Source organism: Haloarchaeobius caseinilyticus (assembly GCF_051207395.1).
GTDB lineage: Archaea > Halobacteriota > Halobacteria > Halobacteriales > Natrialbaceae > Haloarchaeobius.
Map to the genome: position 1 here is coordinate 391,393 of NZ_JBPJZC010000001.1, position 13,893 is coordinate 405,285.

The 13,893-nt window shown below is 64.4% G+C and carries 13 protein-coding genes; 5 read left to right on the top strand and 8 right to left on the bottom strand.

Features of this window, described 5'->3' with window-relative positions; genetic code table 11:
- The first annotated feature begins 55 nt into the window (after nucleotides 1-55).
- Both ACSC1P_RS02195 and ACSC1P_RS02200 read left to right on the top strand, forming a co-directional pair.
- Nucleotides 56-664, top strand: a complete 609-nt coding sequence (locus ACSC1P_RS02195; protein ID WP_435358492.1) for an HdeD family acid-resistance protein — start codon at nucleotides 56-58, stop codon at nucleotides 662-664.
- Nucleotides 661-2,346: an MFS transporter gene (locus ACSC1P_RS02200; protein WP_435358493.1), complete on the top strand. Its 1,686-nt coding sequence runs from the start codon at nucleotides 661-663 to the stop codon at nucleotides 2,344-2,346. The genes ACSC1P_RS02195 and ACSC1P_RS02200 overlap by 4 nt, the downstream gene beginning before the upstream one ends.
- On the opposite strand, the gene ACSC1P_RS02205 is transcribed toward ACSC1P_RS02200, so the two are convergent.
- On the bottom strand, nucleotides 2,306-3,664 hold the full coding sequence (locus ACSC1P_RS02205) for a metallophosphoesterase (RefSeq protein WP_435358494.1): 1,359 nt from the start codon (nucleotides 3,662-3,664) through the stop codon (nucleotides 2,306-2,308). The genes ACSC1P_RS02200 and ACSC1P_RS02205 overlap by 41 nt on opposite strands.
- Before the next feature lie 288 nt (nucleotides 3,665-3,952).
- Between ACSC1P_RS02205 and ACSC1P_RS02210 the strand changes: the two genes are divergently transcribed.
- Nucleotides 3,953-4,639: an HdeD family acid-resistance protein gene (locus ACSC1P_RS02210; protein ID WP_435358495.1), complete on the top strand. Its 687-nt coding sequence runs from the start codon at nucleotides 3,953-3,955 to the stop codon at nucleotides 4,637-4,639.
- Nucleotides 4,640-4,768: 129 nt separating this feature from the next.
- A complete protein-coding gene (locus tag ACSC1P_RS02215) occupies nucleotides 4,769-5,368 on the top strand; it encodes an HdeD family acid-resistance protein (protein ID WP_435358496.1) in 600 nt (199 codons plus the stop codon).
- A gap of 35 nt (nucleotides 5,369-5,403) precedes the next feature.
- On the opposite strand, the gene ACSC1P_RS02220 is transcribed toward ACSC1P_RS02215, so the two are convergent.
- From ACSC1P_RS02220 to ACSC1P_RS02245, 6 genes are all read right to left on the bottom strand, one after another.
- Nucleotides 5,404-5,892, bottom strand: a complete 489-nt coding sequence (locus ACSC1P_RS02220) for a MaoC/PaaZ C-terminal domain-containing protein (protein ID WP_435358497.1) — start codon at nucleotides 5,890-5,892, stop codon at nucleotides 5,404-5,406.
- Nucleotides 5,893-5,962: 70 nt separating this feature from the next.
- Nucleotides 5,963-6,460, bottom strand: a complete 498-nt coding sequence (locus ACSC1P_RS02225; protein ID WP_435358498.1) for a DUF5518 domain-containing protein — start codon at nucleotides 6,458-6,460, stop codon at nucleotides 5,963-5,965.
- 82 nt (nucleotides 6,461-6,542) lie between these two features.
- On the bottom strand, nucleotides 6,543-8,351 hold the full coding sequence (locus ACSC1P_RS02230; protein ID WP_435358499.1) for a hydantoinase B/oxoprolinase family protein: 1,809 nt from the start codon (nucleotides 8,349-8,351) through the stop codon (nucleotides 6,543-6,545).
- Nucleotides 8,348-10,393 carry a hydantoinase/oxoprolinase family protein gene (locus tag ACSC1P_RS02235; protein ID WP_435358500.1) on the bottom strand — a complete coding sequence of 682 codons (2,046 nt, stop codon included), beginning with the start codon at nucleotides 10,391-10,393 and terminating at the stop codon, nucleotides 8,348-8,350. The genes ACSC1P_RS02230 and ACSC1P_RS02235 overlap by 4 nt, the downstream gene beginning before the upstream one ends.
- Before the next feature lie 184 nt (nucleotides 10,394-10,577).
- On the bottom strand, nucleotides 10,578-11,546 hold the full coding sequence (locus ACSC1P_RS02240; protein WP_435358501.1) for an NAD-dependent epimerase/dehydratase family protein: 969 nt from the start codon (nucleotides 11,544-11,546) through the stop codon (nucleotides 10,578-10,580).
- A gap of 320 nt (nucleotides 11,547-11,866) precedes the next feature.
- Nucleotides 11,867-12,823, bottom strand: a complete 957-nt coding sequence (locus tag ACSC1P_RS02245; protein ID WP_435358502.1) for a DNA-3-methyladenine glycosylase family protein — start codon at nucleotides 12,821-12,823, stop codon at nucleotides 11,867-11,869.
- Nucleotides 12,824-12,979: 156 nt separating this feature from the next.
- On the opposite strand from ACSC1P_RS02245, the gene ACSC1P_RS02250 reads away from it, so the two are divergent.
- Nucleotides 12,980-13,447, top strand: coding sequence for a DUF555 domain-containing protein (locus ACSC1P_RS02250; protein ID WP_435358503.1), 468 nt, complete (start codon nucleotides 12,980-12,982; stop codon nucleotides 13,445-13,447).
- A 157-nt stretch (nucleotides 13,448-13,604) separates the two neighbouring features.
- On the opposite strand, the gene ACSC1P_RS02255 is transcribed toward ACSC1P_RS02250, so the two are convergent.
- Nucleotides 13,605-13,844, bottom strand: coding sequence for a UPF0058 family protein (locus tag ACSC1P_RS02255; RefSeq protein ID WP_435358504.1), 240 nt, complete (start codon nucleotides 13,842-13,844; stop codon nucleotides 13,605-13,607).
- Nucleotides 13,845-13,893 lie beyond the last annotated feature (49 nt).

Here is a 13,893-nt window from a genome sequence, read left to right on the forward strand (position 1 = left end):
CGGCCAGTAATGCGCCGCTATCCGCGTCTGGCCCGTATATCTCACGGGGAGTATCATGGCAACTGGAACTACGACAGACACCGTCTCGGGGGGCGAAACACAGACAGCGTGGCGGCTACGACTCGCGTTCGGTATCATCCTCGTCGGACTGGGCATATTCATCGCCGTGATGCCATCGGTCGCGGGGAGCCTCATCCGCATCTGGCTCGGCGTCGTGCTGTTGGCTGCCGGCGTCGCCATGACTGCCGACGCGAAGGCCGCCGGTTCGTTCAGGAACGCGTTCGTCACGCTGGGCGAAGCGGTCGGCTTCTTCATCGTCGGTCTCTTGCTCGTTCTGGCTCCTGTCGGGTTGACGCGGCTCGCGGTCATGTTCGCCACCCTCTACGGCGGCGTGGGATTGCTGCGAATCGGCGCTGCACTCGCGAACCGTACGGAGGACCGCCAACAGTCACTACTCACGGGATTCGCCCTCCTGGTAGTCGCGACACTCCTGATAACTGAGTGGCCGAGCGACGCAGTCTGGGCTCTCGGCCTGCTGTACGGGTCAGGTGTCGCCGTGGTCGGGTTGTCGGTCATCGTCTCCGCACTGCGGGGTCGTCCCGCGTCTGAACCGGCCGAGGAGACGGAACCGCCCGAGTCGACGTTCGCAGAGGAACAGCTATGAGCGACGAATCGACCGAGCGCAGTCTGCGCACTCGTCTCGAACACTGGCTTCCGCTGCTCGTGGTGTGTTCGGCGATGCTCATCGTCGTCATCGACACCTCGATGATGACGGTCGCTATCTCGGCTATCGTAGCCGACCTGGACACGAGCGTGACGGCCGTGCAGGCGGCCATCTCGCTGTACGCACTCGTCATGGCCGCGTTCGTCATGGTCGGGGCGAAACTCGGCAACGTCTACGGTCTCCGCCGGATGTACCTCGTCGGACTCGGTATCTACACCACGGGGACGATTCTCGCGGCCATCAGTTGGAACATCTACGTGCTCTGGCTCGGCTGGTCCATCATCGAAGGCCTCGGGGCGGCTATCTTGCTCCCGCTCTCGTACGCGATTCTGCCACTGGTCTACCGGGAAACCACCGAGCGCGCGCTCGCGTTCGGCATCTTGACCGGTGTCCAGGCCGCGGCGGCGGCGGTCGGCCCCATCGTCGGTGGCACGTTGACGACCTTCTTCACGTGGCGGTGGGGCTTCGGCCTGGAAGCGCTCATCGCCGTCCCGACGTTCCTGCTGGCGCTCCGGCTGACCGAGCACCGACCCGAGCCTGACGGGTCCATCGACGGGGTCGGCGCGGCCCTGTCGGTCACGGGGCTTTCGCTGGTCACCATCGGCGTCCTCCTCAGCGGGCACTACGGCTGGTGGAAGGCGCTTCGACCGGTCGAAATCGCGGGCACCGAGGTCTCGCTGTTGGGGCTGTCCCCGACCCCGATACTCGTCGCGGCGGGCATCGCGCTCCTCGTCGGCTTCGTCCACTGGCAGTACAAGCAAGTACGGGTCGGCGGTCCCACGCTCGTCAGGACGAGTCTGTTCGGCAACGGTGGGTATCTCGGCGGCCTCTCGACGTACTTCATCGCGTGGGTCGCCCTCGGCGGTATTCTGTTCGTGGTGCCAGTGTTCCTGCAAGGGGGACTCGGCTACAATGCGTTCCAGACCGGTATCGCGCTCTTGCCGTTCTCGATGGCCGTGTTCGCCGTCTCGCTCGGGACGGCACGGCTCACGGCCACCCTCGGTGGGAAGCGGCTGATTCAGGCCGGCATCCTCATCGTGGCCGTCGGTCTCGCGCTGCTGTACACGGCGAGCGCGCCGTCGATGACGCTGGTGGATATGGCGCTCCCGATGCTGGTCCAGGGTGTCGGCATCGGTCTCATCATGGCGAACATCGTGAATCTCACGCTCTCGACCGTCGAGGCGGACGAGACGATGGAGGCGTCGGGTGGGAGCATGGCGGTGAACTGGATGGGCACGTCCATCGGGACCGCCGTCATGGGGTCGTTCCTGCTTACGTCCGTCTTCGGCACGGTCGTCGACCGTGTGTTGACGAGCGCCGGACTGGCGGCGACGGCCACCGAACGGCGTGAACTCATCGTCAAACTGGAAGACACGACGGAGTACATCACCGAGCAGGAGAAGACCGCCTTCGTCGAATCGCTCCCGCCGGCGGTGCAACAGGACCTCCTCTCCATCATCGACGTGGCGACGGTCCAGGGCTTCAGAAACACTGTCTTGCTCCTCGGCCTGTTCGTCGTCGCACTCGCGCTCACCTCGTCGTTCCTCCCGGCAGGGAAGACGGGAGATGTGCCGATGGAGACTACGCCGGTCGACCCGGTCCCCGACCGGGCTGACGACTGACGGGAGAGACCGCTTCGTCCACTACCCTGTCGTCGGCCGGTTCGAGGACGGTTCGTTCCGGAATCGGCGCGAGTGGCTGCTTACGACCGACCAGCACCCGCTGCAGCGGTGTGAGTTCGTGGGGCGTCTCCTTCTCGATGGTCTGATATTCGACGACGACCCGGTCCTCGTCGGCCGAGAGGCGAAAGTAGTTCAGACAGAACGATGGCCGGTAGACCGGCGGGAGCAGGCCGAACCGGACGGGAATCCGGTCGAAGCGTTTGAGCCACGTCCCCGTGTTGATGATAGCACGACTGTCGATACGCCGTAGCGAGGGGCGGTGCGTGTGGCCGTATATGAACGCCGCGACGTTCGGGTGCGTCGAAAAGACTTCGAGCGCGGCGTCGACGTAGTGCGCGTCTTCCTCCTGTACGACCTTCTCAGAGCTCAGCAGGCCGAACCGGCGAAGCGTCTGTTTCGCGTCACGCAGCAGGAAGAACACCGGTATCGAGAGCGCGATGAGCAGGCCCATGATGACGAAGTTGAGCAGGAGGACGAGGTTGAACGCCTCGCCGACGAAGCCGAACTGGCGGAACAGGTCGGGGTTCGAGAAAACCTGTGTGTTGAGGATACCGACGTGTTCGAGCGTCGCCCCGGCGACCCAGAGCAGCGTGACGTTGAACAGCAACAGGAACGGGAGCGACGCGTACCTGAGGAACGGGCTCATCTCGCGGTAGTAGTAGTTCGAAATCATCCACCACGGGATGTCGTCCATCGGTGTCACCGACTGGATGTCCTTGAGCCAGTTGTACTTCCCACGCTCTGAGAGCTGTCCAGCCTTCCCAGTGACACGCTGGTTGACGAAGTAGCCGGGTGGGTTCGCGAACGGATTGCCGAACTGTGGCAGGCGGTTGTTCGGGTCCTCTTGCATCCCGTGTTCGATCCAGATGCGCCGTGACCCGACCGCACGCACGAGGTGGATTTCGTTCTGCAGGTCGATGTTGTACGCCGCGAGTCGTGTGACGTAGTCGGGATAGCCGGCCAACTCGGCGTCGTGGTTTCCCGGGATGAGCGTTATCTGGACCGTCTCACCCGTCTTCCGGAACTGCTCGAACAGCTCCGGATGGTGTTCGACGAGCGAGTCGAGTTTCGCCAAGCCCGTCACCTGTGTGAACTCCCAGAGGCCGAAGAGGTCGCCGTTGATGATGAGTTCTGCGTCCTCGTCCGTCTCGGCCAGCGACTGAAGAAACGCGATGAGTTCCGACTCGAACGCGCACTCTTGCAGTTCGTCGTCGCCGCCGATGTGGAGGTCGCTGATGAAGTAGTACACTGCAGCCATACTACCGAGAGAGAGGGTCTCGATGGTGATAGACGCGCTGTCGTTTCAGCGGTCTCCTCAAACGACCGGGGCGACTAACGGGCTTCGGACCGACACACCGACACGTCGAATCGCTCGCTCGGGACCGCCGGTCGTCTCGCTGCGTCCCGGTTCCACGGGAAAACAGTTTACCGGACCGAGCACTCACTTCGACGCGAAGTCCACGACGACTTTTCGGACCGCTGCTGGACGTCTCCCGATTTGACGCGGTCATTAGCTAACGCCTGACAGCGCGTACAGTGAGTGACCATGAGTATCGACGACACTCCGTCGGACGAGAAGTCGACCGACGAGACGACAGAGTTCGAGACCGAAGAGACGACTACGACGACGGCGGTGACCATGACGCAAGAGGAACTGACCGCCCTCGGCCTCCAGAACTCCTGGCGGACCCTGATGGCGACCGGTGCTATCCTCGCGATTCTCGGCCTGTTAGCGATGATATTCGCGTTCTTTACCAGCGTCGCACTCACGCTTCTGTTCGGGGCTTCACTCGTCGTCGCTGGCTTCGTGACGATTGCGCACGCGTTCTCCGCGAAGAAGTGGACTGGGTTCGTCTGGGAAGCCATCCTCGCAGCCATCTACGGTATCGCTGGGTTGTTGGTGTTGGCGAATCCGGTCCTCGGACTTGCCTCGCTGACGTTCCTGCTCATCGCGTACTTCCTGGTGAGCGGCATCGTCGAAATCGGGATGGGCATCAAGACGCGGGGACACCCGAACTGGGGTTGGCTCATCGCGAGTGGTGTCCTCGGCATCATCGTGGGGGTCCTGTTGTTCATGGGCCTTCCCTCGACCGCAGCGTGGGCCGTCGGCCTGCTGTTCGGTGCGAACCTGCTCGTGTCGGGCATCTCCATGATCATGCTCGCCATGGGTACGAAGAAGACCGTCGAGTCCGGCGTCGCCCCGCCGGCCGCGAAACCCGGTGCCGGTGTCTGAGCGTGACACACCTGCACTGCTGACCTGCTGACTCGTCCACACTCGGGCGTCGGTTCACTACCGACGTCCCGCACCGCCGACCCGACCGACGACTGTATCCACTGCACACAACATCCGAGAGAGACCACTATGTTACCGACGATGACACCGACGACGACAGACCAGCAACAGGGACCGAGTAAGACCGCGCTTCGGTACGTGGGGGCCGGCCTCGTCCTCCTCGGCCTGTTCGCAGTGGTCTTCCCCATGGTGAGCAGCTTCTCGCTCGCGTTCGTCGTGGGGTCGGCACTGGGCGTCGCCGGCGTCTTGCAGGTGGCCAACGCACTGGCCGCCCCGAAGTGGACCGGCTTCGTCTGGCAGGCCCTACTCGCCGTCGTCTTCCTCGTACTGGGCGTGCTCATCATCGCGAACCCGACGCTCGGACTGACGACGGTCACGCTCTTGCTCATCGCCGAGTTCGCGGCGGCGGGTATCGTCCAGATTCTGCTCGGTGTCGGTATCCGTGGTCACCGAAACTGGCAGGCACCGATACTCTCGGGCGCGTTTTCACTCGTCGCGTCGGTGTTGCTCGGGCTCGGTGTCGTGTCGACCGCAGTGGGTATCGGGAGCCTGTTCGGTGCGACGCTCGTCGTGACTGGGCTGGCACTGTTGATACTGTCGCTCGGGGCGAGTGACGAGACGGCGAGCGACGAGACGACACCGCCTGCACCACGCGCTGGCGGTGTCTGAGCGACGCTACTGGAAAAACCGATATTCGACCGGATTCAGGGGCTTCCGGGCTTGTCGCCGTAGAAGTCTCGGCGCTTGAACATGAATTTCATGTCTCCTTGTAGCAGTATTTCGCCGTCCTGATTCGTCGTCTCCGCGTCGATGACGACGAGTCCGGCGTCGTCGCGCGACTCGAACTCTTTCGTCTCTGTGACCTCGAACTCGGCCTGAATCGTGTCGTCGATGAACATCGGATTCGGCACGTCCATGTAGTTCATCCCGAGGAAGGCGATGACGGTGCGCTCGACGAACCCACATCGCTGGACCATCCCGGTCGTGAGGATGAACGTCATCGGACCGTGGCCGATGCGCTTGCCGAAGGGACCTTCCTCGGAGTACTCGGCGTTCGTGTGGAGTTCGGTCCAGTCGTCGGCGAACATCGAGTGGAAGACGAAGTCGGACTCGGTGACGGTCCGGCCGGCGCTCTGGAACGTCATTCCCTCTTCCATGTCCTCGAAGTAGTGGGGTTCGTAACTGTAGACCATGAACGAGTGATTCAGCGGGGGTCGATAAAAAGGGTGCTGTCGTCGCCGGTCTCGAACCGATGGCACCGACTCAGTACGCGTCGTCGGTCTCGTACTGCGTGTCGTCGTAGCCGTAGTCCTCGTACGTCGACGTGCCACCGTAGGTGCCACTGTTGCGGCGGAAGTCGTCCTCCCACAGCATGTGGCCGAGCAGGCCACCGACCGCGCCGAGGCCGATGGTGTAGAGCGCACCGATAACGGCGAACACGGCGATGACGGCGAAGATGAACATGAAGAACGCGAGTCCCGCGCCGCCGTCACCGGCGAACGCGGTGAACAGCCCGAGCCCGCCGAGGAACACGAACAGGAGTCCGAAGACGAGCACTCCGGGAATCATGAACAGCGCGCCCGAGGCGGCACCGACTTTGATGTTCTCGCTCTTGTCCGTATCCTTTCGGAGATACGATGACGCCGCCCCGCCGAGGATCGGCGAGAACGGCAGCACCGTCAAGACGGTCGCCACGACAGCCCCGAGTACTGCACTCAGCCAGAAGCTGTTCCCCTCGCCGTGCTTGTCGAAGTTGACCATGCACGATATTTGTCCATCTCATCATATAAACCTGTGGAGGGGTATCGTGGGTCGTCAGTCGGCCGTCGCAGCTGTCACAGACTCAGCGTTCGGTCTCTTCGTCCCCCGAGTGGTCGTCGCCGGAATCGGCTTCGACCAACTCGTCCCCGAGACCGGCTTCAGTCCACTCCTCACCGTACGCCTCGCGCGCTGTTGCCACCGACACCTTTCCGAGGCGCACGTCTCGCGCGATGGCCGTGGGGTCGCGGTCGGCCGGGTCGCCGTAGCCGCCAGCCCCGGGTGTCCGGAGACTGACCGTCGTCCCGGGCGGGAGTTCGTGCGTCGACTTCTGTGGCAGTCGCTCGGACTCGCCCTCCGAGAGCAGGTATGCCGCGCCACATTCGCCTGGCCCGCCACCGAGTAGTCCGTAGGGCTGGTGCTCGTGTCGGTCCGCGAGCAGGCTGAACTGCGCTTCGTGGTCGCGGACTTCGATGTCCCGGCGGAGGCCGAGGCCGCCCCGGAACTGGCCCGCACCGCCCGAGTCCTCGCGGAGTTCGTACCGCTGGACTCTGAGGGGATACGCGGTCTCCAGCACCTCGACGGGCGTGTTCATCGTGTTCGACATGTGGACGTGGACGCCGTCCATCCCGTCGCCGGTCGCGCGACCACCGAAGCCGCCACCTTGCGTCTCGTAGAAGGCGTACGGACGGCCGTTTCGCGGGTCGGTGCCCCCGAACGTGACGTTATTCATTGTCCCCTGTCCGGCCGCGGTGACGCGCTCGGGTGACTCTTTCGCGAGTGCGCCGAGCACCACGTCGGTCACGCGCTGACTCGTCTCGAGATTGCCGCCGACGACGGCCGCCGGTGGGTTCGGATTCACGATGGTTCCTGACGAAGCGTCGACCGTAATCGGTCGGTAGCAGCCGTGATTCGGCGGGATGTCGGGGTCGGTCACGCAGCGAACGGCGTAGTACGTCGCCGAGGCGGTGACCGCGAAGACGGCATTGATTGGCCCGGTCGTCTGCGGCGCGGTCCCGTCGAAATCGACCGTGACCTCGTCGCCCGTGATAGTGACTGCCGCCTCGATAGCGAGGTCTTCGTTGCCACAGCCGTCGTCGTCCAGCACGTCGGAAAATTCGTACGTACCGTCGTCGAGGTCGTCGAGTTCGGCACGCATCCGGCGCTCGGAGTAGTCTTTCACCTCTGCCAGCGCCTCGGTGAGCGTGACGTGGCCGTACTTCTCGACGAGTTCGAGGAAGCGGCGCTGGCCGGTCTGGTTCGCGGCTTCTTGCGCCCGCAGGTCGCCACGACGTTCGTCCGGCGTCCGGACGTTCGAGAGTATCATCTCGAAGACGGCGTCGTTCGGTTCGCCCCCGACGAACAGTTTCACCGGCGGAATGCGGAGCCCTTCTTGGTAGATTTCGGTCGAGTCGGCGGCGACACTGCCGGCGCGTGAGCCACCCACATCGGCGTGATGGGCGCGGTTCGCCGCGAACGCAACGAGTTCGCCGGGCTCGTCGTCGCCCTCCCCCGCTCCTCCCGCATCGCCGTCTCTGGCTTCGCCCTCGTCACTGCCGGCAAAGATGGGCGTCACGAGTGTCAGGTCGGGCAGATGCGCGCCGCCGTGGAACGGGTCGTTGAGCAGGATGGCGTCGCCCGGCGAGAGCGTCTCGGGCGGAAACCGGTCGATGGCCGCCTCGACCGAAAACGGCATCGCACCGAGGTGGACCGGCATGTTCTCGGCCTGGCTAATCATCTCTGCGTCGGCGTCGAACAGCGCGCACGAGCAGTCGCGTCGCTCCTTGATGTTCGGCGAGTACCCCGTCCGGATGAGGTTCGCGTTCATCTCCTCGCAGATGGCGATACAGGCGTTACGGATGACTTCCAGCGTGATCGAATCTATCTCGGTCATCGGGTCACCTCCACGAGCAGCGTGCCGTATTCGTCGATTTCGGCGGACTGGCCGGGGTGAATCACCACGGTACTCTCCGGTCCTTCGACGACTGCTGGTCCGTCGAACGACCCGCCGGTCGGGAGCTGCTTGCGGTCGTACACCCGCGTCTCGTGCGTCTCGCCGTCGTAGACCACGGGGCGCGTCTCGGCGATAGCGTCCTCGGTCGTCCCGTCGACCGCGTCCGGATGCAGGTCGGGCGTCTCGACGACGCCTCGGGCACGCAGTCGGACCGTGACCAGTTCGACCGGTTCGTCGGTGTAGGCGTGGCCATATCGCTGGCGATGCCGGTCGTGGAACCGTTCGACGACCGTCGTCAGTGTCTCAGCCCCGATTTCCTCGTCGGGGACGGGCACGGTGAGGTCGAACGACTGGCCGGCGTAGCGCATGTCGACGGAGCGTTCGAAGCGCATCTGCTCCGGGTCGATGTCCGCGCTGGCCAACTGGGCCGTCCCGCGCTTGCGGAACGTTGCGAACGTCTCCGTGAGGGGTCCCGGCGTCACCTCGTCCCACGGGCGCACTTTCGAGGTGCTGTGGTCGTAGAGGATGTCGCTGATGAGCAGGCCGAGTGCCGAGAGCACGCCCGCCGTCCGGGGGACGACGACTTTCGGGATACCGAGTTCTTCGGCAAGCCTGCAAGCGTGCAGCGGGCCTGCGCCACCGAACGCGACGAGGCCGAACTCCCGGGGGTCGTAGCCCCGTTCGACCGAGACGACGCGCAGGGCACGGGCCATGTTCGCGTTGGCAACATCGAGGATGCCTTGTGCGGCTTCTTCGACGGACAGGTCCAGCGGGTCCGCGACGTGTTCCGAAACCGCGTCGCGTACCGGTTTGCCGGTCGCATCGAACTCGCTGGAGACGAAATTCGACGGGTCGATACGCCCGAGCAAGGCGTGGGCGTCGGTGATTGTCGGCTTCGTCCCGCCCCGACCGTAACAGACCGGCCCGGGTTCGGCACCGGCCGAGCGTGGGCCGACGCGGAGCGCACCACCCGCGTCTATCCACGCGAGTGAGCCACCGCCGGCCCCGACCGTATGCACGTCTATCATCGGCACCGAGACCGCGTAGTCGCCGACTTTTACGTCGGTCGTGACGAGCGGGTCGCCGTGCTGGACCAGCGACACGTCACAGGAGGTGCCGCCCATGTCCATCGTCACGAGGTCGTCAATATCGGCGAGTCCGGCGACGTAGGTCGCACCCTGCACGCCCGCTGCTGGTCCCGACAAGAGCGTGTTCACGGGCCGGTCTCGCGCCGAGTCGGCCGTGATGATGCCGCCGTTCGACTGCATTATCTTCAGGTCTACGCCCACGCCGCGGGACGCGACCCGCGATTCGAGCCGACCGATGTAGCGCTCCATCACCGGCTTGAGCGCGGCGTTGAGCGCCGTGGTCTGCGTTCGCTCGTACTCCCGAATCTCCGGGAGGACGCGCGACGAGAGTGAGACTGGCACGTCGAGTTCGTCCTCGATGCGCTCGCCGACGCGTCGCTCGTGGTCCTCGTTCTCGAACGAGTAGAGGAGGCTCACGGCGACCGACTCGGCGTCGGTCGACGCGAGGTCACTGACGAGAGCCCCGAGGCCGTGTTCGTCCAGCGGTTCGACGACCGCTCCACGTTCGTCGAGTCGTTCACCGACTTCGAAGCGACGGTCACGCGGGACGACGGGGTCGGGCTTCTCGGCGGTGAAATCGTAGATGTCCGGTCTGGCCTGCCGGCCGATTTCGAGGACGTCACGGAACCCTTCGGTCGTGACGAGTGCCGTGTCGGCCCACGTCCCTTCGAGGACCGCGTTGGTGGCGACGGTCGTTCCGTGACCGAGGAAGTCGACCGCACCAAGGTCGACACCGTCTCGCTCGGCGACCGCGTCGAGGCCGTCGATGACACCTTGCTCTGGGCTCTCCGGGGTCGATGGCGTCTTGAGCACTCGTACGGTCCCGTCCCGGATGGTGACCAGGTCGGTGAACGTCCCGCCGATGTCGACGCCGACCCGTGCGTCCTCGTTCACAGGCGGCCCTCCGTGTCGGTGGCTGTCGGAGCGAGTATCGTCGGCGTCGCGAAACGGGTGAGGCGGGCTGTCGGCATGCTCGCACCCACGCAAGCGAGACGTTTCAAGTTCACTCACCCCACGGTGCGTCTTCGCGGTCGAGACGGCCGTCTGGGGCGGACCGTCCGTGTCACACAATCCGCACTCAGTCCAGTCCGAGTTCTTGTCGTTCGTGCGCCAGCGTCTCTCGCAGGCCCTCCTCGAACGGGCGATGTTCGAGCCCCAGTTCCTCCTCCGCCTTCGAGTTGTCACCCAGATACGTCGTGCCACCGAGGACGCGCAGCGCCTCGGCGCTGTAGGTCTCGGGCAGCGTCACCACGTGCCCGGCGACGCCAGCGACGCCTGCGAGCAGGCGGAACCAGTTTGGTGAAATCGCTCGCGGCGGCTTCTTGCCCACGATGTCGCTGGCTTCGACCAGCGTGTACGGTTCGCCCGCGACGATGTACTCCTCGCCGACCGTCCCCTCCTCCATCGCCAGCACGTGTGCCTCGACCACGTCCTCGACGTGCGCCCAGCAGTACGCGGTCTGTCGCGGAATCACGGGCAGGTCGCCGCGTAACCAGTCGACCCAGAGGTCGCGCATCTGACTGGTGTCTCCGGGTCCGTAGATGACGCCCGGCATGACCGTGACCAGCGGGAGGCCAGCCTCGGCCATCGGCTCGGCGACTTCGTAGTGGGCACGCCACTTCGTCTCGTCGTAGATGGAGAGATGGTCGCCGTCGAATCGGTAGTCCTCACCGACGACGACGCCTTTCGTATCGGAGTTCACGGCGAGCGTGCTGGTGTAGACGACTCTCCCGACCCCGAGTTCGTCGGCGAGTTCGAGGACGTTCCGTGTCCCCTCGACGTTGACCGCCTCGGCAGTGCTCGGGTCGTCGACACCGACCCGATACCACGCCGCCAGGTGAAACACGCAGTCGGCGTCCGTCATAGCCGCCCGCATACTGTCCTTGTCGGTGATGTCGCCGCCGTAGATGTCACCGCCCAGTTCGGCGAGGTCGACCGCGTCCTCTGGATTCCGCACGAGTGCGACTACCTCGTGTCCGTCGTCGAGCAGTCGCCGTGCGAGTCGGCCACCGACGAACCCAGTTGCGCCAGTGAGAAAACATCGCATACGTCCTGTCCGCACGAGCGAGGTATAACTGTTCAGCCATTTCGGGCCCTGTACACGTCCCCGGTTTCCGGGCGCCGTGCGGCGGTTCGGGAAGTCATCTACCGCGCTACTGGCGTGTGGAAAGTAGCCAACTCAGTCGGTATCGTCGATGCGGCCATTATCTCTCAACCGCCGCATAGAAGTTCGTGTGTCCAGTACGGAGGATTGGAGGGGGAAGATTCGCGGAGCATACACGAGCACCCCTCACTGGCTCCATACTTCATAACCACCAGCGGCTCTCCGCATTTTTCTGTGCTGCCACGAACCGGCCCCGAAAACGGCTACGGCGAGTCTTCGCCCACGCGAAGGAGGTGGAACACGTACGTCTGGACGTACCCAGCGTACTCGCCACCGAAGCGGTCGCGCAGCGCGCGCGAGGTGTCGGCGTAGTTCCCCCGGTCGCAGTCCGGGTAGTAGTCGGCGACGACGGTCTGCATCCACGTGTCGAGCGGGATGGCTTCGAGGTAGCCCAGCGAGAACAGCAGGATACAGTCTGCGACCTTGTCACCGACGCCGACGAACGTCGTCATCGCGTCGCGCGCGTCTTCGTACCCCATGTCGAAGAAGTCCGCAGGGTGCGCCTCGCCGGTGGCGACCATCTCGGCAGTTCGCTGGACGTACGGCGCGCGGTAGCCGAGGCCGAGGTCCCGAAGGTCGGCTTCGGTCGCGGCCGCGAGTTGTTCCGGGCGTGGGAACGCGTGGTAGGTTCGGCCGTCGAACGAGACTTCGTCGCCGTAGGCGCGCGCGAGCGACGAAACCATCTCGTGGATTCGCTCGACGCGCATCTGCGCCGAGCAGATGAACGAGACGAGACAGCCGAAGGGCGGGTCCTGTACGAGTCGGAGCCCACGGTAGGCGTCGTAGGCGTCGTGGATGAACGGGTCGTCCGGCGCGTCGGCGACGATGGCATCGAGGTCGTCGTCGAGGCGGAGCAGGTGGACGACCAGGTCGTGCGCGTCACAGGTCGCCTCCCACTCCAGTTCGTCGTCGACGACGCGCGCCCGAACGACGTGCGGTTCGTCGTCCGGCGCGGGAACCGCCGCGCGGTCCGCCGCGTCGAGGTCCAAGACAGTGTAGTACCATGGCGACTCGGCAGCGTCCGCTTCGGCGACGGCGTCGCCACTGGCGTACGCGTGCCCGTCTTCTCGACGCCAGAGGTAGGACTGGCCGCTCTCCAGCGTGGCGCGCAAGTCGAGACCACCAGACAGCGAATCGAGCGACAGCGACCCGGAGTGCATCACCAGTGGGTTGGCCTACCGGCCTATCTGGGTTTCGAAACCGGCCGTCGCGGGACTCGGGCCGGCTGGCCGTCGTCTCCAGCGTTCATCCCTATTCCGTCCCTGACTTTCGGTTCAAGGTGAGGCTTTTTGGGAATCCGTGTGTAACACGCTTACATGAACTGCAGAGTGGTCGTCGAGGCTGCAGTGCCTGTGTACGACGTGGAGACAGAGGACGAGGCAATTCGTATCGCCATCTCGAAAACTGGCGAGATGCTGAATCCAGACCTCAACTACGTCGAAATCAACATGGGCTCGCGCACGTCTCCCGGCGGTGAGGAACTCCAACCCGCCTTCATCGCCGCCGACGAAGCCCTCGTGGCGCTCGAACTGGAGATGACGGTGTTCAACGTCGAGCGTGAAGAACACGCCTCTCGCATCGCGCGCAAAGAGATCGGGATGCGACTGGAGAACATTCCACTCGAAGTGTTGGACGTGAAGGTCCTCGAAGAGGAGGACGACGAAGCGGACGACGAGGAAGAAGCAGAGACAGCGGCGGAATCGGCGGCCGAACCGAAAGCGGCCACGGACGGCGACGGCGAGAGCGACGAGATTCTCCCCGAGTTCGAAGACCTCATCGAGTGACGCGCGCGCAGCTCGATGAGGAGCGTACACCGACAGATAGCGGCAGTTCTCTCGTGGCGTCGCCTCGCGCGCGCACCCTGAGACCCCGACTATCGCTCGCGCGCGGCCGGACGCATCGCTCGTCTCGGTGAGATCGTCGCAGGACTAGGTCTGCGGTTCAGTCCGCGGAGACTGGGACCGTTTCTTCGGTTTCGGTGCCGTCCATGTCGGACGTGATGCCCGTCGCAAGTGCAAACACGGCCGCTTTGTGGTCCGTTTTCGACTTGTGAATCGATGTCGGACGAATTCCGAGGGACTCGTACTCGTCGAGTGCGAGATCTCCCTCTGTTCGTGTGTCGTAGTGATTGCTTACCTCTGCGAGCAGGCCGTGAAGGTGAATGAGCTCCTGCTTCTTCATAACCAAAATAGGGTTGCGGTTCAAGGGTTATATTATTATCCTGAGAAGC